This is a genomic window from Flavobacterium sp. DSP2-3-1 (assembly GCF_049896865.1).
Lineage (GTDB): Bacteria > Bacteroidota > Bacteroidia > Flavobacteriales > Flavobacteriaceae > Flavobacterium.
The window spans coordinates 77,553-101,617 of sequence record NZ_JAFCVD010000010.1 but is presented as its reverse complement, the minus strand read 5'-3'; the positions used below and the strand labels follow the sequence as shown (position 1 = coordinate 101,617).

20 protein-coding genes, 3 tRNA genes and 1 pseudogene are annotated in these 24,065 nt (G+C 33.2%); 13 read left to right on the top strand and 11 right to left on the bottom strand.

Annotated features, from left to right (window positions below; all coding sequences use genetic code 11):
• Positions 1-146: 146 nt before the first annotated feature.
• Positions 147-1,943, bottom strand: coding sequence for a translational GTPase TypA (gene typA, locus ACP7AT_RS12435; protein ID WP_426064638.1), 1,797 nt, complete (start codon positions 1,941-1,943; stop codon positions 147-149).
• A gap of 172 nt (positions 1,944-2,115) precedes the next feature.
• Between typA and ACP7AT_RS12430 the strand changes: the two genes are divergently transcribed.
• Positions 2,116-3,831, top strand: a complete 1,716-nt coding sequence (locus ACP7AT_RS12430; protein WP_426064636.1) for a PAS domain-containing sensor histidine kinase — start codon at positions 2,116-2,118, stop codon at positions 3,829-3,831.
• Entirely contained in the window at positions 3,831-4,241 is a 411-nt protein-coding gene (locus ACP7AT_RS12425; RefSeq protein WP_426064635.1) for a response regulator, read from the top strand. The genes ACP7AT_RS12430 and ACP7AT_RS12425 overlap by 1 nt, the downstream gene beginning before the upstream one ends.
• A gap of 69 nt (positions 4,242-4,310) precedes the next feature.
• On the opposite strand, the gene rpsT is transcribed toward ACP7AT_RS12425, so the two are convergent.
• From rpsT to proS, 5 genes are all read right to left on the bottom strand, one after another.
• Positions 4,311-4,562, bottom strand: coding sequence for a 30S ribosomal protein S20 (gene rpsT, locus ACP7AT_RS12420; RefSeq protein ID WP_091205143.1), 252 nt, complete (start codon positions 4,560-4,562; stop codon positions 4,311-4,313).
• 34 nt (positions 4,563-4,596) lie between these two features.
• A tRNA-Glu gene (locus ACP7AT_RS12415) sits at positions 4,597-4,668 on the bottom strand.
• 41 nt (positions 4,669-4,709) lie between these two features.
• Positions 4,710-4,781, bottom strand: a tRNA-Glu gene (locus ACP7AT_RS12410).
• A gap of 47 nt (positions 4,782-4,828) precedes the next feature.
• A tRNA-Glu gene (locus ACP7AT_RS12405) sits at positions 4,829-4,900 on the bottom strand.
• A gap of 78 nt (positions 4,901-4,978) precedes the next feature.
• Complete coding sequence (gene proS, locus ACP7AT_RS12400; RefSeq protein ID WP_426064633.1) at positions 4,979-6,457, bottom strand: proline--tRNA ligase; 1,479 nt, start codon at positions 6,455-6,457, stop codon at positions 4,979-4,981.
• A gap of 100 nt (positions 6,458-6,557) precedes the next feature.
• Between proS and ACP7AT_RS12395 the strand changes: the two genes are divergently transcribed.
• The 5 genes from ACP7AT_RS12395 to ACP7AT_RS12375 all read left to right on the top strand — a co-directional run bounded on the left by ACP7AT_RS12395 (position 6,558) and on the right by ACP7AT_RS12375 (position 12,181).
• The gene (locus ACP7AT_RS12395) at positions 6,558-7,574 is read left to right on the top strand and encodes a hypothetical protein (RefSeq protein WP_426064631.1); all 1,017 of its coding nucleotides are present in this window, start codon (positions 6,558-6,560) and stop codon (positions 7,572-7,574) included.
• 47 nt (positions 7,575-7,621) lie between these two features.
• Complete coding sequence (locus tag ACP7AT_RS12390) at positions 7,622-9,202, top strand: OmpP1/FadL family transporter (protein ID WP_426064630.1); 1,581 nt, start codon at positions 7,622-7,624, stop codon at positions 9,200-9,202.
• A 215-nt stretch (positions 9,203-9,417) separates the two neighbouring features.
• Complete coding sequence (gene rimO, locus ACP7AT_RS12385) at positions 9,418-10,731, top strand: 30S ribosomal protein S12 methylthiotransferase RimO (RefSeq protein ID WP_426064628.1); 1,314 nt, start codon at positions 9,418-9,420, stop codon at positions 10,729-10,731.
• A 37-nt stretch (positions 10,732-10,768) separates the two neighbouring features.
• Positions 10,769-11,245, top strand: coding sequence for a hypothetical protein (locus tag ACP7AT_RS12380; RefSeq protein ID WP_426064627.1), 477 nt, complete (start codon positions 10,769-10,771; stop codon positions 11,243-11,245).
• A gap of 33 nt (positions 11,246-11,278) precedes the next feature.
• A complete protein-coding gene (locus tag ACP7AT_RS12375; RefSeq protein ID WP_426064625.1) occupies positions 11,279-12,181 on the top strand; it encodes an N-acetylmuramoyl-L-alanine amidase in 903 nt (300 codons plus the stop codon).
• Between the two features lie 229 nt (positions 12,182-12,410).
• Here the strand turns inward: ACP7AT_RS12375 and ACP7AT_RS12370 are convergent, their stop codons facing one another.
• On the bottom strand, positions 12,411-12,470 hold the full coding sequence (locus ACP7AT_RS12370) for a hypothetical protein (protein WP_426064710.1): 60 nt from the start codon (positions 12,468-12,470) through the stop codon (positions 12,411-12,413).
• 386 nt (positions 12,471-12,856) lie between these two features.
• Positions 12,857-12,979: a hypothetical protein gene (locus ACP7AT_RS12365; RefSeq protein WP_426064624.1), complete on the bottom strand. Its 123-nt coding sequence runs from the start codon at positions 12,977-12,979 to the stop codon at positions 12,857-12,859.
• Here ACP7AT_RS12365 and ACP7AT_RS12360 point away from each other — a divergent pair.
• The 4 genes from ACP7AT_RS12360 to ACP7AT_RS12345 all read left to right on the top strand — a co-directional run bounded on the left by ACP7AT_RS12360 (position 12,950) and on the right by ACP7AT_RS12345 (position 15,833).
• A complete protein-coding gene (locus tag ACP7AT_RS12360) occupies positions 12,950-13,141 on the top strand; it encodes a hypothetical protein (protein ID WP_426064716.1) in 192 nt (63 codons plus the stop codon). The two genes, ACP7AT_RS12365 and ACP7AT_RS12360, sit on opposite strands and share 30 nt — an antisense overlap.
• Before the next feature lie 192 nt (positions 13,142-13,333).
• Positions 13,334-14,725 carry an alpha/beta hydrolase family protein gene (locus ACP7AT_RS12355; RefSeq protein WP_426064623.1) on the top strand — a complete coding sequence of 464 codons (1,392 nt, stop codon included), beginning with the start codon at positions 13,334-13,336 and terminating at the stop codon, positions 14,723-14,725.
• Between the two features lie 30 nt (positions 14,726-14,755).
• Positions 14,756-15,262: an RNA polymerase sigma factor gene (locus tag ACP7AT_RS12350; RefSeq protein ID WP_426064622.1), complete on the top strand. Its 507-nt coding sequence runs from the start codon at positions 14,756-14,758 to the stop codon at positions 15,260-15,262.
• Complete coding sequence (locus ACP7AT_RS12345) at positions 15,249-15,833, top strand: hypothetical protein (RefSeq protein WP_426064621.1); 585 nt, start codon at positions 15,249-15,251, stop codon at positions 15,831-15,833. The genes ACP7AT_RS12350 and ACP7AT_RS12345 overlap by 14 nt, the downstream gene beginning before the upstream one ends.
• 490 nt (positions 15,834-16,323) lie before the next feature.
• Here the strand turns inward: ACP7AT_RS12345 and ACP7AT_RS12340 are convergent.
• A pseudogene (locus ACP7AT_RS12340) lies at positions 16,324-16,845 on the bottom strand (IS1595 family transposase); the annotation flags it as partial.
• A gap of 483 nt (positions 16,846-17,328) precedes the next feature.
• Between ACP7AT_RS12340 and ACP7AT_RS12335 the strand changes: the two are divergent.
• Both ACP7AT_RS12335 and ACP7AT_RS12330 read left to right on the top strand, forming a co-directional pair.
• Positions 17,329-18,432: a hypothetical protein gene (locus ACP7AT_RS12335; protein WP_426064620.1), complete on the top strand. Its 1,104-nt coding sequence runs from the start codon at positions 17,329-17,331 to the stop codon at positions 18,430-18,432.
• 899 nt (positions 18,433-19,331) lie between these two features.
• The gene (locus ACP7AT_RS12330; protein ID WP_426064619.1) at positions 19,332-22,160 is read left to right on the top strand and encodes a M16 family metallopeptidase; all 2,829 of its coding nucleotides are present in this window, start codon (positions 19,332-19,334) and stop codon (positions 22,158-22,160) included.
• 189 nt (positions 22,161-22,349) lie between these two features.
• On the opposite strand, the gene ACP7AT_RS12325 is transcribed toward ACP7AT_RS12330, so the two are convergent.
• A complete protein-coding gene (locus ACP7AT_RS12325) occupies positions 22,350-22,709 on the bottom strand; it encodes a hypothetical protein (RefSeq protein ID WP_426064618.1) in 360 nt (119 codons plus the stop codon).
• A 62-nt stretch (positions 22,710-22,771) separates the two neighbouring features.
• A complete protein-coding gene (locus tag ACP7AT_RS12320; protein ID WP_426064617.1) occupies positions 22,772-23,950 on the bottom strand; it encodes an AIR synthase related protein in 1,179 nt (392 codons plus the stop codon).
• Positions 23,951-24,065 lie beyond the last annotated feature (115 nt).

Below are 24,065 nucleotides of genomic sequence, written 5' to 3'. Positions count from 1 at the left end.
TTTTCCAATAAATTCTGATATTCACCAACATTAATAAAATATCTCTAACGCTTATTTGAGTCAAGAACAGCAAAGTGCGAAATTAGAAACCATAAAAAAAGCCATTCGAATCAACGAATGGCTTTTAAGCTTTATAAAAAATAAAATTAGATTTTAAATCTTTTTCTGTCGGTTTCTGTCAAATATATTTTTCTCAAACGAATAGATTTTGGAGTTACCTCAACATATTCATCTTTTTGAATGTACTCTAATGCTTCCTCAAGAGAGAAAATAACCGGAGGAATAATTCTAGCTTTATCATCATTTCCAGAAGAACGAACATTTGATTGTTTTTTCTCTTTCGTCACGTTCACACACATATCATCGCTACGGGAGTTTTCTCCAATTACCTGACCTTCGTAAATTTCATCATTAGGATTAACGAAGAATCTACCACGATCTTGCAACTTATCGATAGAATAAGGAATCGCTTTTCCTTTTTCCATAGAAATCAATGAACCTTTGTTACGTCCAGAAATTTCTCCTTTGTAAGGCTCATATCCTATAAAACGGTGTGCCATAATTGCCTCACCAGCAGTAGCAGTAAGCAATAGGTTACGCAATCCGATAATTCCACGTGATGGAATATTGAATTTTATAATCATACGCTCACCTTTAGTTTCCATACTCAACATTTCTCCTTTACGGAAAGAAACAAACTCCACCGCTCTTCCTGAAAGATTTTCTGGTAAGTCAATTGTTAATTCCTCAATTGGTTCACATTTTTTACCATCAATTTCTTTAATAATAACTTGTGGTTGACCAATTTGCAATTCATATCCTTCTCTTCTCATTGTTTCAATAAGAACTGACAAGTGAAGTACTCCACGACCAAAAACCATAAACTTATCTGCTGAATCAGTTTCACCCAATTTCATCGCTAAGTTTTTTTCCAATTCCTTATTCAACCTGTCTCTAATATGACGGGAAGTTACAAATTTACCTTCTTTTCCAAAGAAAGGAGAGTCATTGATGGTAAACAACATACTCATTGTTGGCTCATCAATAGTAATTGTTTGTAAGGCTTCCGGATTTTCAAAATCAGCGATTGTATCACCAATTTCAAAACCTTCAACTCCGATAATTGCGCATATATCTCCTGCGATTACTTCTTGAACTTTTTTACGACCAAGTCCTTCAAAAGTGTGTAATTCTTTAATACGTGATTTCATTATAACACCATCTCTTTTGCACAAAGATATTGGCATTCCTTCTCTTAACACACCTCTTTCTAAACGACCAATGGCGATACGACCAGTAAATGCTGAAAAGTCTAATGAAGTGATCAACATTTGAGGAGTTCCTTCAGATACTTTAGGAGCTGGTACATTAGCAATAACCATGTCTAATAACGCTTCCACATTATCAGTTACGTTTTCCCAATGATCAGACATCCAATTATTTTTAGCCGAACCGTAAACCGTTGGAAAATCCAACTGCCACTCTTCTGCTCCTAACTCAAACATTAAGTCAAAAACTTTTTCATGAACTTCTTCAGGCGTACAGTTTTCTTTATCAACTTTATTAATAACAACGCATGGTTTTAAACCAAGGTCTAACGCTTTTTGTAATACAAAACGTGTTTGTGGCATAGGTCCTTCAAAAGCATCTACTAGTAGACAAACGCCATCAGCCATATTCAAAACACGCTCTACCTCACCACCAAAATCGGCGTGACCAGGAGTATCGATAATGTTGATTTTTGTTCCTTTGTATACTACAGAAACATTTTTAGAAGTAATAGTAATACCTCTTTCACGCTCTAAGTCGTTGTTATCAAGGATTAAGTCACCTGTGTTTTCGTTGTCACGAAATAACTGACAGTGATACATAATTTTATCAACCAAAGTTGTTTTACCGTGATCGACGTGGGCAATAATTGCAATGTTTCTAATAGATTCCATCTGTGATTTTTAATGGGTGCAAAGGTACACTTTATTTTGATATAAAAAATATTTATACAATAGTTTACATATTGTTAACCTATTAGACACAAAAACAGAACTTAAAAAAACCGTGAAAAATAAGTTCCCATTGATGTTTAATAATTCGGCAATAATTATTTATATTTGAGTAATGAAAAGCAAAACCAATCAAGTAATCATCATCTACATTCTTATTTCAATTTTTGTAGCTGTTGTTAGTCATAAAATACTACTACAATATATTTCCAATGAAAAACTTCCGCTTTACACCTTTACTACAGACCTATTATTTATACTCTTCACCGGAATAATTTTCAAACTTGTCCTCTCGAAAAACGACAATCGAAACATAGCCACATTTGAAAAAATTAAAAAGTCGAATACCGAAATTAAGGAGTCAAATGAAAAATACGATATTGTAGCAAAAGCAACCAGTGATACGATTTGGGACTGGAAAATACAGGACGACAACTTTTCTTGGAACAAAGGAATCGAAAATGTTTTTGGCTACAAACCAGAAGAAGTTGGCAATAATTCAACATGGTGGTTTAATAAAATTCACCCCGAAGACAGCATCAAAATGTCTATCAAACTGTATTCCTTTATTGAACAAAAAACCGAAAAATGGCAGGATCAATACCGCTTCAAGTGTTCTGACAATTCTTATAAATATGTTTTAGACAGAGGTTTTTTATTGAAAGATGAAAACGGAAAAGCAATCAGAATGATTGGGGCGATACAAGACATCACCAAACAAAAAGAGGAAGAACAAAGACTTAAATTATTAGAGACCGTTATTACTCAATCTAAAGATTCTATAATCATTACCGAGGCCCATTCTTTTGATGCAAAAATCCCCAATATTATTTATGTTAACCCCGCTTTTTCAATCATGTCAGGATACGAATCTGATGAAATCATTGGAAAATCTCCCGATCTTTTCAACTGCCCAAACTCTAATGTCAATGAGCTTGAAAAGCTTTTAAAAGCAATAAAAAATAAAGAAGAATGCTTAATAGAAACAATCAGCTACACTAAAAATAAAGATGAATACTGGGTGCGCCTTTCTATGATACCTATTTACAATTCTGACAACGAGCTTTCCCACTGGATTTCCATTCAAAGAGATATCACTGAAGAAAAAAAGCAAGAAAAGGAAAAAGAACAGCTTATAAGAGAACTGACACAGAACAATAAAGACTTAAAGCAGTTCTCCTACATTACTTCGCACAACCTAAGAGCTCCATTATCAAATTTAACGGGGCTACTAAACTTAATTGAAGATATTCCTATTGAAAACCAAGAATTGAAGGAAATTTTAAGCGGTTTTAATAAATCTACTCATTTATTAAACGACACCATCAACGATCTTGTTAAAGTAATCATTATAAAAGATAATCCTTCCATCAAAAAAGAAGCGGTGTTGATAAAAGAAATATTTGAAAATGTTTTTAGTCAACTTAATTTCCAAATTGAATTGTACAGACCAATCATTAAACTCGATTTTGAAAAAGTTTCAATAATAAATATCAATAAAGCTTACTTAGAAAGCATAGTATTAAACCTTTTAACGAATTCCATCAAATACAAATCGGAAAATAGAAAACTAAAAATAACTATTACCACTGACCAAATTGATGATACTGTTGTTTTAACTTTTAAAGACAATGGGATAGGAATCGACTTAGTTCGAAATAAAGATAAAGTTTTTGGGCTTTACCAGCGTTTTCACAATTACCCAGACAGCAAAGGACTGGGATTGTATTTAGTAAAATCACAGGTCGAAACTATGGATGGAACTATCGATATAGAAAGTGAAGTTAACCAAGGGACTACTTTTACATTAACATTTAAAAACAGACAATAATGTTAGATCAAATTTTATGCGTCGATGATGATCCCATAACACTTATGCTTTGCAAAAAAGTAATTACTAAATCTTCATTTTCCAATGAAATTATCACATCACAAAATGGCGAAGAAGCGCTTAGTTACTTCAATACGATAAAAAACACCAACAATAAAAACAAGCGAATCCCACATCCACAATTAATTTTTTTGGATTTAAACATGCCTGTAATGGGGGGTTGGGAATTTCTGGATCATTTTAATAGCCAAGAATTTTCAGAATTCAGCACTATAAAAGTGGTTGTTCTTTCTTCTACAATTGATCCTGAGGACTTGGAAAAATCGAAACAATATCCAATGGTAATTGACTTTTTATCAAAACCCATCAGTCAGTCCATGCTCGAATATTTAAAGAATAAATTAAAATAAAAAAAATATAACACATAAAAAAAGCCCTCGTAAATGAGAGCTTTTTCTATATATTAAACATTGTATTAATTACAATTTAGCAACAAGTTTCGTTAATTTAGATTTTAAATTAGAAGCTTTATTATCATGAATGATATTCTTCTTCGCTAATTTATCAATCATAGAAATTACACTTGATAATTTAGATGTAGCATCAATTTTATCAGTTGCTATTCTTAGTGCTTTTATGGCATTACGAGTAGTTTTGTGTTGGTATCTGTTTAATACTCTTCTCTTTTCGTTACTTCTGATTCTCTTTAGAGCTGATTTATGATTTGCCATTTTATTGCTTTTTTATCTTTTTACTATTTTTTTGTAGTCCGTAAGGGAATCGAACCCCTGTTACCAAGACGAAATCTTGGCGTCCTAACCCCTAGACGAACGGACCATTATCCCCTAAGTTTTTATCAATCAAAATATTGAAATTTGTAGCCCGTAGCGGAATCGAACCGCTCTTACATGGATGAAAACCATGCGTCCTAACCGATAGACGAACGGGCCAAACTTCCTTCTAAGTTCAGGAATACTTTAACATGCAATAAAAATAGTAGCCCGTAGCGGAATCGAACCGCTCTTACATGGATGAAAACCATGCGTCCTAACCGATAGACGAACGGGCCCTGCTTCTCTAATGCGGATGCAAAAATACAACTATTTTTGAAACGTACAATGGTAGATGCAAAAAAAATTATTTTTTTTTAATACGCCTTCGCAAACAACACTCTTCCAATTGAACTTTCCCCTGTAAAGACACAGCTTCCCGTCTCTTCTACTCTATCCAAAGGAATGCATCTGATAGTAGCTTTAGTCAGGTCTTTAATCTTCTCTTCAGTAGCTGCAGTTCCATCCCAATGTGCTGATACAAAACCTCCTTTAGTGTCTAAAACTTCTTTAAACTCTTCAAAACTATTTACTTCAGTGATGTGCGTATTTCTGTAATTTAATGCCTTTTCAAATAATTCTTTTTGAATTTGCTCTAACAAATCACTGATATAATTCGTAATTCCATCTTTAGAAACCACTTCTTTTGTCAACGTATCTCTTCTTGCCACCTCAAAAGTTCCATTTTCTAAATCTTTTGGACCTACCGCAATTCTAACAGGAACTCCTTTTAATTCCCATTCTGCAAATTTAAAACCTGGTTTTTGAGTTGTTCTATTGTCGTATTTCACAGAAATATTTAATTTCTTAAATGCTTTTACCAAAACCTCTACTTCGGCCGTAATGGCTTCTAGTTGTTCGTCTGTTTTATATATAGGAACAATTATTACTTGAATCGGCGCCAAATTAGGGGGCAATACCAATCCCTGATCATCTGAATGCGTCATTACCAGCGCTCCCATCAAACGAGTTGAAACACCCCAAGATGTTCCCCATACATATTCTTGCTTCCCTTCGGCATTGGCAAATTTCACATCAAACGCTTTCGCAAAATTCTGACCTAAGAAATGTGAAGTTCCCGCTTGCAATGCTTTACCATCTTGCATCAAAGCTTCGATACAATAGGTTTCCTCCGCTCCAGCAAAGCGTTCGGTTTCTGTTTTTATTCCTTTGATAACTGGAATTGCCATGAAATTCTGAGCAAAATCAGCATATACATTCATCATTTTTTCTGATTCTTCAACAGCCTCCACTTTAGTTGCATGAGCGGTATGTCCTTCTTGCCACAAAAACTCTGCTGTTCTCAAGAACAATCGTGTTCTCATTTCCCAGCGCACCACATTTGCCCATTGATTAATCAACAAAGGCAAATCTCTATACGATTGCACCCAACCTTTGTACGTTGACCAGATAATGGCCTCACTTGTAGGACGAACGATTAATTCCTCTTCTAATTTTGCATTTGGATCCACCATTAATTTCCCCGGTCTGTCAGGATCATTTTTTAATCTATAATGAGTAACGATTGCACATTCTTTTGCAAACCCTTCCGCATTTTTTTCTTCGGCTTCAAACATGCTTTTTGGAACAAATAAAGGAAAATAAGCATTTTGATGCCCAGTTTCTTTAAACATTCGATCCAACTCCGCTTGCATTTTTTCCCATATCGCATATCCATACGGTTTAATAACCATACAACCTCTGACTCCTGAATTTTCGGCTAAATCGGCTTTGACAACCAACTCGTTATACCATTTTGAATAATCTTCCGCTCTTGTAGTTAAGTTCTTACTCATATTGAATAGTTTGGCACAAATTTTGCATTATTGATTTAAAATAAATAGTTCAGCAAAACTAACTATTTTTGTAGTGTACAACAATAAAAACTCCACATATATGAAAACTAGTACTCTTTCTTTCCAAAATACATCAATTTACTATATTGTTGGATTTTTGAGCGTCTTATTGGCATCTTGTGGCTCTTACCAAAACAGTTCTTACTATGATTCTGACGGAATTTATGGTAATACCGCAAATAGAGCCATTGTGACTGAGACGCAAAATGCACCAAACAATCATTATAAGGATTACTTTGGGTCATTACAAAACACCAATCAACCTGTTGAAATCTTTACAGATGTTGATAATTATAATGATTACAGTTTAGAGAATGATACGTTACAAAACAACAATCCCAATTATCCCGGTTGGGGCAGTAATCCTCAAACTGTAAATGTCAATATTTACGATACCGGATGGGCAATGAATAATTGGTACGGAAATAACTGGGGATGGAATGGCGGATACGGTTGGGGTATGAACAATTGGTATGGAAATAATTGGGGTTGGAACGGTGGTTTTGGCTGGGGTATGAACGTTGGTTTTGGTTGGAATAACTGGGGATGGAATAATTTCTACGGAAACAATTGGGGTTGGAATAATTGGTATGGAAACAACTGGGGATATTCAAATTATAACAACAACAGCGCTTACTCTCACAATCCAGGTCGTAGAGGATCTTCGTACGCAAATTCAGTAAACAGTAATCGAAATTCTGGGAACTACAACAGAACACAAAGCACTACAATCAATAGAAGAGCTGTAAACTCAGAGTATAGAGGAAATAACGCTACTGATTTTGGAAGAGGTTCTTCCGGTCGATTGAATAGAACAAGTCCGACTTTTTCTAGAAACCAAGTACAATCACAAAATAATTCTAATTACAATCCAGGCAGAAGAGGTACTACTACTAATGCTCGGAACGAAAGTAATGCTCCTTCCAGATCATACACGCCTGCTGCAAGAAATGATAACAATTCGAGATCGTATACTCCAAGCTCGAATAGTAGTTCCAGATCAAGTAATTCTGGCGGTGGCGGAAGATCTTCTGGTGGTCGAGGCGGTAGAGGATAATTTAATTTCTCTACTTTTATAATGTGAAATTAAAAAATTTGAAATACATGAAAAAATATATATTCTTACTAGCATTGGGCTTGACTGCAAGTATTGCACAATCACAAGAAATCTCGGATGCGATGCGTTATTCGCAGGACAATTTGAACGGAACTGCTCGGTTTAGAGCTATGAGTGGTGCTTTTGGAGCACTTGGAGGCGATTTATCTTCTATAACAGTTAATCCTGCAGGTTCCGCAATTTTTTCAAATAACCAAATGGGGATTACGTTGAGTAATAACGACACTAAAAACAACTCGAATTACTTTGGTAATACAACATCCGAAAAAACAAATTCTTTTGATTTGAATCAAGCTGGAGCTGTTTTTGTGTTTAACAACAAAGGTATCAACAGCAATTGGAAAAAAGTTTCATTAGGTGTCAACTATGAAAATACCAATAATTTTGACAATGGATTATATTCTGCAGGAACCAATCCAAACAATTCGATAGCTAATTATTTTTTGAGTTATGCCAACAACGGGAATAATGGAACGCCAGTTCCGCAACAGTTTGTGAATAGAGAATCGGGAGAATCCATATCTGATTTATACTCCTTTTTAGGAAGAAATTTGCCCAACAGCCAATTTCCTAGGTTAAGCGGTTTTGATGCCCAACAGGCATTTTTGGGTTACCAAGCCTTTGTCATAAATGCAGTTGATGAAAATAATGAAAATTCGCCTTATTCATCAAATGTTCCGACCGGAGGAAATTATTATCAAGAAAATTCGGTTTATAGCACTGGCTATAACGGAAAATTATCTTTCAACGCAGCCACTTCTTTTAAAGATAAATTATACATAGGATTAAACTTAAATTCCCATTTTACAGATTATCAAAGATCATCCGGTTTTTACGAAGACAACAACAATCCGTTGGATTCCAATTACAAAGTAAAACGAATACAATTTAACAATGATTTAAAAACTTACGGAACAGGTTTCTCGTTTCAAGCAGGAGTCATAGCAAAATTGACGAATGAGGTGCGTCTGGGATTGGCGTATGAATCTTCAACTTGGTACACCCTGAATGATGAGTTATCACAAAGTCTTGTTGCTGTCAGCAGCAATTCGGGTGGAGAATTACCATCCGATGTTGTAGACCCTCAAATCATTAATGTTTACGAAGCTTACAAATTACAAACCCCCAGCAAGGTAACCGGAAGTTTCGCTTATATTTTTGGAAAAACAGGATTAATTAGTATCGATTATGCAATGAAAGATTACAGGAACACTAAATTCAAACCGAAAAATGATGCGTATTTTAATGGATTAAATAGCGATATGGACTCGATGCTGGACACTACAGGCGAATTAAGAATAGGTGCCGAATATAAAATTGAGGCTTTGAGTTTAAGAGCAGGATATCGTTACGAGCAAAGTCCTTATAAAAATGCCGTAACTATAGGTGATTTGACTGGTTATTCAGCAGGTTTAGGATACAGTTTTGGTTCAACCAAAGTAGATTTAGCCTATTCGTATGCAAAAAGAAATTTTCAACAAGGATTTTTCAACCAAGGATTTACTGACGGAGCAAACATAGACGCCATTAATAACAATGTTTCGTTGTCACTTTTGTTTGAATTGTAATCACATCGAAAAATAAAATTTAGAATCCGTTTCTTGATTATGAAACGGATTTTTTTTAGCCCTGATGGAAGTGAAAATCCTCCCGATTTTTTCGGGAGATTATAGCGTACAGCAGGAATAGCTTCATAAAAATCTGAAAAGGAACTGAAATAAGTTCAATTTGAATAAAAAATTGTAATTTTGCAAAATTCCCAAATTATCGGGATTCTAATGTTATGAGAACTAAGTCTTTAAAAAAGAATAAAATAAACGTAATCACTCTCGGGTGTTCGAAAAATGTGTATGACAGTGAAGTGCTTATGGGTCAGCTACGCGCTAACGGAAAAGACGTTACACATGAAGCGCCAGAAGCCGAAGAGGGAAATATTATTGTAATAAATACTTGTGGATTTATTGATAATGCCAAAGCTGAATCGGTGAATATGATTTTGGAATATGCGGACAAGAAAGAGCGAGGACTGGTTGATAAAGTGTTTGTTACCGGATGTTTGTCAGAACGTTACCGTCCAGATTTAGAAAAAGAAATACCAAATGTTGACCAGTTTTTTGGAACTACTGAATTACCACAATTACTGAAAGCTTTAGGAGCTGATTATAAGCATGAATTATTGGGAGAACGATTGACTACAACTCCAAAAAATTATGCGTATTTAAAAATTTCTGAAGGTTGTGACAGACCGTGCAGCTTTTGTGCGATTCCGTTAATGCGAGGAAAAAACGTTTCGCAAACTATTGAAAAATTAGTAAAAGAAGCTGAAGGTTTAGCCAAAAATGGCGTAAAAGAATTAATCTTGATTGCTCAAGATTTGACCTATTACGGTTTAGATCTTTATAAAAAGAGAGCACTTGGAGAATTACTGGAAGAATTAGTAAAAGTAGAAGGAATCGAGTGGATTCGTTTGCATTACGCTTTCCCTACCGGTTTCCCAATGGAAGTATTAGAAATCATGAAACGCGAACCAAAGATTTGCAATTATATTGATATTCCGTTGCAACATATTGCTGATTCAGTATTAAAATCTATGCGACGTGGAACAACTCAGGAGAAAACAACTAAACTATTAAAAGATTTTAGGGCAGCTGTTCCTGGAATGGCCATACGTACCACTTTGATTGTAGGATATCCAGGAGAAACGCAAGAGGATTTCAACATATTAAAAGATTTTGTCCAACAAATGAAATTTGACAGAATGGGTTGTTTTGCTTATTCTCACGAAGAAAATACCCATGCTTATTTATTGGAAGATGACGTTCCGGATACTGTAAAACAAGAACGTGCTAATGAAATTATGGAATTACAATCTCAAATTTCTTGGGATTTAAACCAAGAAAAAGTAGGACAAACATTCAGATGTATTATTGATCGAAAAGAAGGTGCCCATTTTGTTGGTCGTACTGAATTTGACAGTCCTGATGTAGATAATGAAGTTCTTATTGATGCCTCTAAACACTACGTAAAAACAGGTGAATTTGTGATGATAAAAATCACCGAGGCAACAGAATTTGATTTATACGGAGAACCATCATAACTGTAGATAATTTTTAAATTCATTCAAAAACGCTAATATGAAACCTATTCAATCTATTTTTATTATTGCATTTGTACTGTTCTTTTCCAATGCTGTTTCGGCACAATACGGAAATGGAGGATATGGAAACGGTTACGGGAATGGCTACGGAGGTAATCGCAGAATGAATAGCGGAATGGACCAAACCAGAGCTCAGGAAAAACCTAAAGAAATTCCTGCTGAAGTAACTGTTGGAAAAATCATGGAACGAATAAAACCAGAACTTATTCTTGATGCACTTCAGGAAATTGCCATATCTAATATTCTGGTGGAGAGCATAAAAACACAAGGCATGCTTATAAAAGCAGAAGTTAGTCAAGTGGACAAAATAAAAAACATTCAAGCTCTTTCAGAAACTACTGATAGGAAAATAATGGAATTATTGAACAAAGACCAAAAGGAAAAATATATTGCTATGAATGAAGAAGCAAAAAATCCTAAAAAATCAAAATCTAAAAAGAAAGCAAAACAATAATTTTTTTGTCAAACACAAAAATTAATTCCCAATATGAGAAAAATTTTTTACTATTTAATTTTTGCTGTTGCCATCACTTCTTGTGCGCCAAATCCTTTTAAAAAGAGCGAAAAAATATACGATACTAAATTAAAAACATTAAAAAAAACCATATCCAATAAGGATTCGCAACCTTTACCTGAGATTCCTTATGTGTCCATGAATATTGACACTTTATACACCAAACAATTGCATACGTATAAGGATACAATTTTCAAAATGGGCTCAACACCTCTCGAAAATGGTATTAACACAGAATGGGTAGGAACAGTAAATTTTAACTTACGCAAACCTAATTTAATTGTTATTCACCATACTGCACAAGATTCAGTGCAACAAACTATCAAAACCTTTACAACAATAGAAACTCAGGTTAGTTCCCACTATGTCATTTCAGATGATGGAAAAGTAGTTCAAATGCTGAACGATTACTTACGTGCCTGGCATGCCGGCAATGGTTCATGGGGAAAAAACACCGATATAAATTCAAATTCAATAGGAATCGAACTGGATAATAACGGTTTAGAGGTTTTTTCTGAATTACAGATTAATAGTTTACTTGCTCTTTTGACTAAATTAAAAAAAGAGTACAACATTCCGACGCAAAATATCATAGGTCATGCGGATATTGCACCAACAAGAAAAAAAGATCCAAGTGCATTATTTCCTTGGAAAATATTAGCCGAAAAAGGTTTCGGAGTTTGGCCTGATGAATTTTTAGAAACAGCACCAATTGATTTCAATGCAGAACAAGGATTGCGAATCATAGGATACGACACTAAAAATTTGACTGCAGCAATTATGGCTTTCAAACTTCATTTCATTCAGAACGAAGTGAATGGTCTATTGGACGAAAAAACGATAAATACGATTTATTCTATTTATAAAAAGCAATAATCTATTGTATTCTTACCTAATAAAAACGGTTTTTTATTTATAATTAGCTCTTTTCTTTCCATTTAATTTCTTAATGCTTACTAATTTTATAATTTTAAAATAAAAAAGCTTCTAAAATAAACTGCCCCCAAAAGTTGGGATAAATTTATATTTAATTTTAATAATAGTAAACGCGATATTGTATCGGGCACATTTTGTTCTCATTTGACTTAATTCTTTCACTATTGCACTAGTTTATACATTGTTTGATTTCCCGCTTTAGTTCATCTAAACTTGCAAATTTATGCATGTTGATTAATTCCGATTTTAGTATTCCAAAAAAGTTTTTTTATGATAGCATTATCTAAACAATTTTCTTTTCTGGACATACTTTGTTTAATTCCTTTTTCATATGACTAGTATTGCTATTGTTTCATTTGCTATTTCCAGACTTAGTCTAGTGTTAGCTCAAATTAGTGTGTTAGGTATCTTTTTAAATGTTTTTTCGAGAATCACAACTACTCGATTAAAAACAGGCCGTTCGGTGAGTTCATATCCAATTATTTCTTGATTAAATAAGGCAACAATAGGCGATAACTACAGTTTCTTTCGAGAGATATTAAATTCGGTTATATTGGTTGCCCATTTTTGATTTGGAGCTTTCACTTTAAAATTCCTCTTTTAAAAGGTCTAAAGCTATTTTACCTTGTTCACTTTGTAAAATTTGTATTTTTTTACTCTAATTAAACTTTTTAGCAGTAATAGTTTCATTAATCTTGAAGCGGTTTTATGATTGAAACTTATTCCTCTATGGTTCATTTCATCTGTTGTCCTCCTGTAACCTTAGCGACCTTTATGTTTGTAATAAATGCGTTTTATCAACTCTTTGATCATTTGATAATTATCAATAAAGCAAATCAAGATTGCAATACAAATAAAACATTAACAGGAAAGACAAATGTCAACATGCGTTTTGAATAAAAGTTAGTTCAGTGTTAAATTGAACATTTATGCTTCTAATTCCGCTTCTTCGGTAAGCCCCAAAACTTGCAGGCAATTGTACTTTAAATAAAAAAAATGCTTTATACTGTGATTTTTCTAACGTTTGCTACACTAATAGAATAGTGACTTCACAATGAAGGCAATTCTTTAATATAAATTAAATTTAGAAAAATGAAAAAAATTATCATCCCTTTAATTTTGTTTTTTTTTGTTGCTTCTTATGCTCAAGACCTTTCAGGTAAATGGAGCGGTATCATTGAAAGTGGAAAAAGTGAACCCGTTGTTTTCAATTTCACTATTGAAAAAAGTGGCGAAAATTACTCAACAACGATAGACATTCCTGCTCTAAGAGCTGCAAATCTAAAACCAAAGAAAACTGTTTTTTCAAATGAAAAATTAGTTGTCGATGGGTCGAATTTGGGTTTTAAATACCAAGGCACCTTCAAAAAAGATTTGCAACAAATAGATGGAATTTTTACTGAAGGTTTAAATGCTTTGCCATTGGTTCTAAAAAAAGTACAAATTGAAACTCACAATGCTTTTAAAAGACCTCAAGAACCAGCAAAACCATATCCATATAAAGAAGAAGAAATAACATTCCGCAATAACGACGCAAATATAACTTTATCAGGAACACTTACACTTCCTGACAGAACTGGGAAATATCCAATTGCTATATTAATTAGCGGTAGTGGACCACAAGATCGGGATGAAACTTTTTATGAACACAAGCCGTTTCTTGTGCTTTCGGATTACCTGACGAGACAAGGAATTGGGGTGTTCCGTTATGATGACAGAGGTGTGGGAAAATCTACCGGCGACCATAGTGCTGCAACATCAAAAGATTTGGCTACCGATGTCCTGAGTGCTATTAAATATTTAAAATCGAGGAAAGATAGCAAGCAAATTGGATTGATTGGCCACAGCGAAGGGGCTATTATTGCACCAATGGTTGCCAATCTCAATAAAAATGTTTCCTTTATAGTTATGCTTGGAGGAACAGGAATCTCTGGAAGTGAAGTTTCACTCTATCTTTCAAAAAAAATAAGAGGTTTTCCTGTGCAAGATGAAGCTGCGTATGAGTCCGCAATCAAAAAAGCTATTCAAATAGCCGCTACAGATAAAGAATTAGTTGACATCAAAAAAGATTTAAAAATACACTATCATGAAGCTATAGTTCCCATGTTGAAACCAATAATTAATTCTGCCGCAAAAATTGAAGAAATTATTGCCAACCTAATCGAAATAAGAACCTCTCCTTGGAACAGATACTTTTATAATTATAATCCAGCAAATGAGCTCGAAAAAGTAACTTGTCCTGTCCTTGCTTTAAATGGCAGTAAAGACATGCAGGTTCAGCCAAAAATTAATCAAGAGGGAATTACAAAGGCTTTAAATAAAGGACGTAATAAAGATTTTTCAATCTTTGAAATTCCAAATCTCAATCATTTATTTCAAGAATGTGAATCCGGTGAAATGAACGAATACAGTTCTATAACGCAAACGATAGCACCATTTGTGCTAAAGCAAATTTCCGATTGGATATTGGTTCATAGTAAGTAATTTTGATAGTAACTATTTTATTAAATCTTAATGGATAAAAAAGAAAAATTTACAACTGCCATAAAAGCTAATCAAGGTACAATCTACAAAATTGCATCAATTTACACCGACACGATTGATGATAGAAAGGATTTATTACAGGAAATCATTTATAACCTTTGGAAATCATTTGACAGTTTCAATCAAAAATCAAGTTTTAACACTTGGATGTATAGAGTTGCTATGAATGTTGCCATTTATAATTTAAAAACTGCAAAAAGAAATATAACCACTGTTCCAATAGCGGATCAATATTTAGATGTAAATGAGGATGAAAACAACCATTTTGAAGAAAAAGTAACCCTGTTGAAACAACATCTCGATAATCTTAATTTACTAGATAAAGGAATTGTAATGCTATATTTAGAAAACAAAAGCTACCAGGAAATTGCCGAAATTACAGGGCTGTCTGAAAGCAATGTGGGAACAAAAATGGCACGTATTAAAGAAAAGTTGAAAAAACAAATAAATAACAAAACTGATTATGGAACTAGATGATTTAAAAAACTCTTGGAGTGAAGTATCCGGCCAGGAAAAAATAGATATAAAAATGATTGACCAAATAACAACATTTAAATACAAATCAAATTTTAAAAAAATTATTTATCCTGAAATAATCGGCATTCTGATTTGCATTCTTGGCGTTATTTACATTGGGTTACATTTTGATAAATTAAACACCAATTTATTGAAAGGAACGGGCATTCTAACCATTGTTCTTTTACTACTAATCCCAGTAATTAGTTTAATCAGTCTTCTGCAATTCAATAATGGCGTTGATACAAATAAAACATATTCAGAAACATTAAAAGATTTTGCAACCCAAAAAATTCGATTTTATACACTTCATAAAATAAGTACCACGTTATCTTATTTATTATTAGTAGGTATTATTATTTTACTTTCTAAACTTTTTGGAGAAACTGACATTTCTAAAAGCAAGTATTTTTGGATTTTTTCTTTTTCATTTGGTTATATATTTTTGTTATTCTATTCGAAATGGGTTTCAAAAAAATACAAGAACACATTACAACAAGCAGAATTTTTGTTAAAAGAATTAGATCATTAAACAAAAACAATAGCTTACAAAAATCAGAGTTTCGTTGCTTGATCAGCACGAACAATGAATTAAAATCATTGAACACCAAAATAAATTTACCTATAGCGAAGTAAACTCGTGTTGAATGTGTCCGGTTATAAGTCCACTTATAAAATAAGGTTACCTAAAGCTTTGAGAGGGATTTTCAAGAGGATTTTTTATCTTATTTTTATGAGCTTTGTAATTGGTATTTTCGTGTTTTATTTTATAAATCTGCAAATGACTTTTCCCCAGAAAGAATTTTAATTGTAGTTTAAATCAAATCCATTTATCTATCAATTAACACTAATTATTTCGTTTAGAGGCTTTTAGATTAAATTACGCAAGCTGCAAGTCCACATCACCACTTACTACAATGAAAAAACACAGTGTAAAATGCAAAACATAAAGGAATTTACAACATTTGCGTGGATAAATTTTTGCCAACCCGACAGAACGACTCTTGATAAAATTTCCGAGCAACCATTACCAATACTTTTGCTTGTCTTTCACTTCCACAACCTCGCTTATTAAGAGTAGATTCTTGACTATTTTCATTTACTTTGATAATATATTTGTTGTGTACCCTTTAAAAAAATCCTTTGTCAAATTCAACACAGTATTTTAATTAATATCTCTCACCACTCTTACTCATCGCGTTGCGTATCTTATGCATCATAAACCAAATGGGTTAACAACACTTGTGTCCCAACATACGCCGCATTTCTAATGCCGACAAACTCTTTTTTGACAGAGTCATAAGTTCAATACAGAGCATCCAATTTTGAAAAGGCAAATTAGTATTCTCCATAATAGTATCTGATCGAAGACTGACACCACTATTGAATTTTTTGCATTGAAATTTTAAATCTATCCGACGAAATTAATGTTCGGTGTGTTCACACTTTTTACATACAACTCCAATTTCAAGCCGTTTAGCTTTGAATCCCTAAATACATGAGGCTTCATCAGGATATTTCTCGAAAAATTCAGGCAGGATCATAGCTTTCGTTTATTAGTTTGATGACTCAAATATAAAATCTTTTTAGCATTGGTACAAGTGGCGGACAGTCATATAAATTAAACAATATTACAGTATACCACTCAATCAATTTCTTTTACTTATAGACTACGTTAGTATTTAATAATGATAAATTAAATCCATGTTTACCTATTAGCTTACTTGTATTGTAGTTACCATCTACAGTGACAACTGTTCCTAAAATTAAAAATAGCTTACATCATCAGTTGATTTTTCTTTTTTAACAGAATTCTCACTAACAATCTCTTCGAAGTTTTGATTATTTGCTACAATTGTTTGTTACTCTTCTTTGCTTTCGTTAAACCTTTCTAGAATGTGTTTTAAAAGAGTTTTCACGGTATATTTGTTTAAAAATTTTAGTTTACATATAATCAAACAAATATCACGGTAATACTGGAAAAAATTCAAACAGGTATTCTGGGTATATCATTATCAAAAATTATTATGAAATTATTGTTTTTAATATTTATCGGATGGAGTTCTTCTTGTTACTCTCAGGAAAAAAATAATTTTTTTTTAAATTATACTTTAAAAAAAAATAATTCAACTGCTGTCTTGGATAAATTTTATGAGTTTATTAACCTCCCTTTAAATAATAGTGACAATTCTACTTTATGGTTTGAAAGTAAATTCTTTAATCATCCAGAAACTGATATTTTGGATGTCATTAAGAATGCAAAAAATCATAAAATTACAATTCTAGCTATTAATAGTATTGATGATAAAAGAAGTTTAGTTAAAATTGCTTGGATTAAAAGCAGTTCTGATTACGGTAATCTTTATGCCATTTATAACTTCATAGCAATTAAAAATAATAATAAAATACTATTTGAGAATGTTTTAGATTTTAATGTTAAAGATTTTAAAATTTTTAATGTTAACGAAATCAAGTATGTAACATATGATGGATATGTGTTCAATCATAATAATGCAAAAAAAATGGTCAATTTTAATGAAAAAATGAGTTTGTTTTTTGAAAGAGAGACTATAAATTTTACTTATTTTTTATGTAGAGATATGAATCATTTTAAAAGCATAAGGGGTTTTGATTTTGATAACATGGTGGTTGACCAAAATCAAATTGGTGGGGAAACTTTCCCTGCGGATAATATAATTTTCGCAGGAAACAATTCGGAATTTTATCCACATGAAGTAGTTCATTTATATACCTTTAAATACTTTTCCAAAATACATAAAATAATAGATGAAGGAATAGCAACTTATTTTGGAGGTTCTAAAGGAGTTGAATTTAAAGATCATATTAAAAAATTAAAAAATCACTTAAATGATAATGAATTAAATGTGTACGAAAAACTATTTAATGAATCAGAACAATATGTTTTAGATGATACATCTTCATTATGGTACACAATAGGCACTTTGTTGTGTGATCTTTCATTAAAAAAATATGGGAAAGAAGCACTGTTAGAATTAATGAATTCAGGTAAAACAGAAGAAGAGTTGTTACTGTCCATTGAGAAAATTTTTAAAATTAAAAGAGAAAATTTTGATGGTTTTATAAAAAATGAATTAAAAAATTATGAATAATACTATTTTTTTTAAATACAGAATTAAATCAAATCGAAATTAGTACTACCTCAAAATCTGCAGCTGGCGCGAGCGTCCCGCTCGGATACACAAACAAAATCAATAAAAAAGTTACTTCACAACGGAGTGGCTTTTGGTTTATATAGGGTTTCTACATTTTTAACAAAAAAATCTTTGAATTTTTTATTGGTCAGTATTTTATCAATGAGCTTAAAGATGGTTTGTTTATTATTAAAATCCGCTCTAAATCCAACGCGTCACATTGCTAAAGTTTTCAAGGCAAATTGAAACAATAAAAATTTACAATGCTTATTAAATCATGTTTCACGAAACTGTTTTCCATACCAATTGTAGTCTAATTACCGTTTTTGAAATTGAATATTAATATCATAAAAACGAGTGCTTCCCGCCTATTTTCCTGAATTTTTATCGAAAACTACAAAGGGAAATTCTTTTCGCTTTTCTCTGGATTTTAACGCAATTTAAATGTGTTTTCTCCAGATTTTCTCTACTAATGGTGTGCACCAAATAATATTCCCAAGTCTCGGGATTATTAATGGAAATTTCCAACAAATTTTTGAAATCTGGCACCGTTAAGAGCTTTAAAACATTTTCACTCTCCAAAACTATAGAATGAAAAAAGTTAAAATCCATGTTTGTATTTAACTTAAAGTTGAATATTAAGGACAACCAAATATAAATTATAAAGAATGGTTTTAAAATTTTTTTTGCTGTTACATTTTTAATTTTCCAAATATGTTGCGTTGCGTATAATCAGCTAAAAGCCAAAATCCAACTTAACAGCTGATAATGCTTTATTATTTTATTTTTTCTTACTTTTAGTGTCCGAAGTAAAATATTCTTTGCTGTAAAAATAACGTTCAACCTAAATTAAAAAAATGAAACCAATCCAGTTAGCTATGTGTTTTTTGGTGCTTTTTAGTACTTTTTCATCTCATGCCCAAAATCAAAAATCAAAAGAGTTCAAAGTAACATTTGAAAAATTCACTTTAGAAAACGGATTGCAAGTCATCTTGCATATTGACCGCTCAGATCCTGTGGTTGCAGTTGCTTTGACCAGCCATGTAGGTTCTGCCAGAGAAAAAGCGGGTCGCACCGGATTTGCGCATTTATTTGAGCATTTACTTTTCTTGGAATCGGAAAACTTAGGAAAAGGAGGTTTGGATAAAATGAGCGCACGTATTGGTGGTGAAGGTGCTAATGGTTCGACCAGCAGAGATCGCACTAATTATTTTCAAACTGTTCCAAAAGATGCTTTAGAAAAAATGATTTGGGCCGAAGCCGATAAACTAGGTTATTTCATCAATACGGTAACAGAACCGGTTTTAGCCAAAGAAAAACAGGTCGTTAAAAATGAAAAAAGACAAAGTTATGACAACAGACCTTACGGACATAATTTTTCAGTAATCTCTAAAAACTTATACCCGGCAACGCATCCTTACAATTGGGACGTTATTGGTTCTTTGGAAGATTTACAAAATGCGACACTTGAAGATGTAAAAAGTTTTTACAATCTCTGGTATGTGCCAAATAATGTTACGCTATCTATTGCCGGAGATTTTGATGTTAAACAAACGAAAGCTTGGGTCGAAAAATATTTTGGAGAAATAAAACGTGGTGAAGCAATTCCTAAAATGGAAAAGCAGTCGGTAACATTGTCCGAAACTAAAAAACTGTATTATGAAGATAATTTTGCCAAGTTACCGCAACTCACACTGACATGGCCTTCCGTTTATGAATACCATCCGGACAGTTATGCATTGGAAGTTTTGGCAAGTTATCTTTCAAAAGGTAAAAAAGCTCCTTTGTACAAAACTTTAGTTGAAGATAAAAAATTAACAGATGCCGCTGATGTTTTCCAATACAATTCAGAAATAGCGGGTCAGTATATGTTGAGCGTAACGGCATTTGAAAAAACAAATTTGAATGACGTAATGAAAGGCGTGAACGAAGCTTTTAAAAACTTTGAAACTGAAGGAATTTCTCAACAGGATTTAAATCGAATTAAAGCCGGCCAAGAAACGGCTTTTTACACGAATTTATCTAGTGTATCAGGAAAAGGATTCCAACTGGCGCAATATGAAATTTTTGCAGGAACTCCGGATTACATCAACCAAGATGTTAAAAATATTCTTGCGGTAACCACCGAAGATGTGATGCTTGTGTATAAAAAATACATCAAAGGAAAGCATTTTGTTGCCACTAGTTTTGTTCCAAAAGGAAAGGTAAATTTAATTTTGGATGGTTCAACATTAGCAGCGGTTGTCGAAGAAAAAATCATTGAAGGTAAAGAAGATTCCTTTGACGCCAGTATTGCTGCAACTTATGAAAAAACACCTTCTAAATTTGACCGAAGCAAAGAACCAGCTTATGGACAAAGTCCTGATGTAAAATTACCATCGGTATGGAAAAATAAGTTATCATCGGGGATAAATGTTTTAGGAATCGAAAACCATGAAGTACCGCTTGTTCAATTTCAACTGCAAATAAAAGGCGGAATGTTGCTTGAAAATACGGATAAAATAGGCGTTTCGAATATGTTAGCGGAACAGATGACAAAAGGAACCAAAAACAAAACTCCGGAACAACTGGAATATGCTATCGAAAGTCTGGGCGCAACCATTAAAGCGTATGCAACTGATGAATCCATTTTTATTTCAGGAAATACCTTAGCTAAGAATTACAATGCAACTATGGCATTAGTTCAGGAAATAATTTTACAACCGCGCTGGGATAATAAAGAATTTGAATTGATTAAACAAAGTACTTTAAGCCAAATTTTACAACAAAAAGCAGATCCAAATAGTATTGCCAGAAATGAATTCAAAAAATTAATTTATGGCGAAGAATCAATTTTATCCAACAACCGCATCGGTACCGAAAACTCTGTAAACAATATTACAATTGATGATTTAAAAAATTATTACACTAAAAACACAGCTCCATCAGTTACTAATTTTCAAATTGTTGGTGCTGTTTCAAAAACGGATGTTATCAATTCATTAGCGACTTTAGATAAAAACTGGGAGGTTAAAGATATTACGTTTCCTAAAAAGATAACTGCAAATACAGTAGGTTCCTCAAAAATTTATTTTTATAATGTTCCGGGTGCAAAACAATCTGTAATTAGAATAGGATATCCTGCACTTGCAGCCACTGATGCTGATTTTTATCCTGTTCAAATCATGAATTACCGTTTAGGTGGTGGTGGTTTTGCCTCACAATTGACTCAACAATTGCGTGAAGGAAAAGGATATACGTATGGCATCAATTCTTCGTTTAATGGTTCTGTCAACAAAGGTCCATTTACAGTTTCGAGCGGTGTACGTTCCAATGTTACCTTTGAATCCGTTAGTTTGATCAAAGAAATACTTTCACAATATGGTAAAAACTTTACCGAGAATGATCTTGAGGTGACTAAAGGATATCTAATTAAAAGTAATGCCCGAGCATTTGAGACCCTGTCTTCTAAACTGCAAATGCTCTATGAAATTAGCAACTACAATTACGCTGATGATTATGCCAAACAACAGGAAAAAATTGTAAAAAACAGCACTATTGAAGCCATAAAAAAGCTTTCAGAAAAGTATTTGAATGCTGATAAAATGATTTATTTAGTGGTGGGCGATGCTGAAACGCAGTTGATAAAACTAGAGCAAATTGGTTTTGGATCACCAATTCTTCTGAATAAACCAAAGGTAAAATAAGCTGATTTTAAACTAATTTGGGTTACACATTACTGATTGTCTTAGCCCAGATCGAAGTGAAAATCCCTACCGCAAAAAAATAATTTTTCTTGTCCTGAAAGAGCGACCAACGGAAGCTCCTTTCAGGATTTAGAAAAATATTTTATTTAAGGGAGGATTGTAACGGAGCGCTGGATTAGCTCCTCAATTTTATTCATTCATTTCGTCATGACGCTCCGGAACTTGCGGATCGTACAGCGGGCATTTGAATTCTGCCATTATATTCACTAAAGTATCCATTGTTTTGCCTTCAGTGCCATAACAATCAATTTTTATACTTTGGGGCGTCGTTCTGATGTGAAAAGCACCTGCACCATTTTTATTTTTCCAACTACTATCGTCCACTTTATCCCATTTTGAAAATACAGAAGCGATTCTATTTAAGATAACTGTAACAGGTAACTCTTCCAGTCCTTCAATTTCAGCTTGCTCCTCTGTAATAGTTTCATAAACTAAGTGATGGTTGAGATAAATTCCCTCAAGATATTTCCAAAAAACCAATTCGTACATAGCTAAAAAATTAAAAGATTAAAGAATTGAAAGATTGAAAATTGAAGTTAAATTGAAGCTTTTTAATATATAAAAGTTCCGTATTCACTGGTTATAGTCAGTTTTTTTGAAGTAGCAGCTTCTACTCTACCTACTATTTGTGCATCGACATTGAATGATTTTGAAATCGCAATAATATCTTCGGCAACTGCTTCCGGCACATAAATTTCCATACGGTGACCACAATTAAACACTTGGTACATTTCTTTCCAATCCGTTTTAGATTGCGCTTGAATCAACTGAAATAATGGTGGAACAGAAAATAAATTGTCTTTTATAATGTGTAAATTTTCTACGAAGTGTAAAATTTTAGTTTGCGCTCCTCCACTGCAATGCACCATTCCGTGAATTTCATTGGAAGAATATTGATCTAAAATTTTCTTGATGATTGGTGCATAGGTTCTGGTTGGGGACAGCACTAATTGTCCGGCATCGATTGGTGAATTTTCAACGGCGTCCGTCAATTTTACTTGTCCGGAATAGATTAATTCTTCAGGAACTAAAGCATCGAAACTCTCCGGATATTTGGTTGCCAAATATTTCCCGAAAACATCATGACGCGCCGATGTTAACCCGTTACTTCCCATTCCGCCATTATAGCTTTTCTCGTAAGTGGCCTGACCAAAAGAAGCCAATCCTACAATTACGTCACCAGCTTTAATATTTGCATTATCAATAACTTTAGAACGTTTCATTCGAGCTGTAACTGTTGAATCTACAATTATCGTTCGAACTATATCGCCTACATCTGCCGTTTCTCCTCCAGTTGAATGTATGGTTACGCCAAAAGACTCCAGTTCTTTGATTAATTCTTCAGTTCCGTTGATAATTGCTGAAATTACTTCGGCAGTAATTAAGTTTTTATTTCTTCCAATGGTGGACGAAAGCAAAATATTATCCGTTGCACCCACGCACAATAAATCGTCAATATTCATGATTAAAGCATCTTGAGCAATACCTTTCCAAACGGAAATATCTCCTGTTTCTTTCCAATACATATACGCCAAAGAGGATTTAGTTCCGGCTCCGTCCGCATGCATGATCAAACAGTATTCTTCGTTTTGCGTTAAATAATCAGGGACAATTTTGCAGAAAGCTTGTGGAAATAACCCTTTATCAATGTTTTTTATGGCATTATGAACATCTTCTTTGGATGCCGAAACACCGCGAAGTGCATATCTTTTTGAAGTATCTGAACTCATGTAATATAGTTGTGAAGCCAGCTTTTAAGCAGGTAGTTGTGCGGCAAAGGTAATTATTTTTTTTGGGTTTTGCCTATTGAGTCACAATAAGTGTTTCTTGATAAAATGGTCTAGC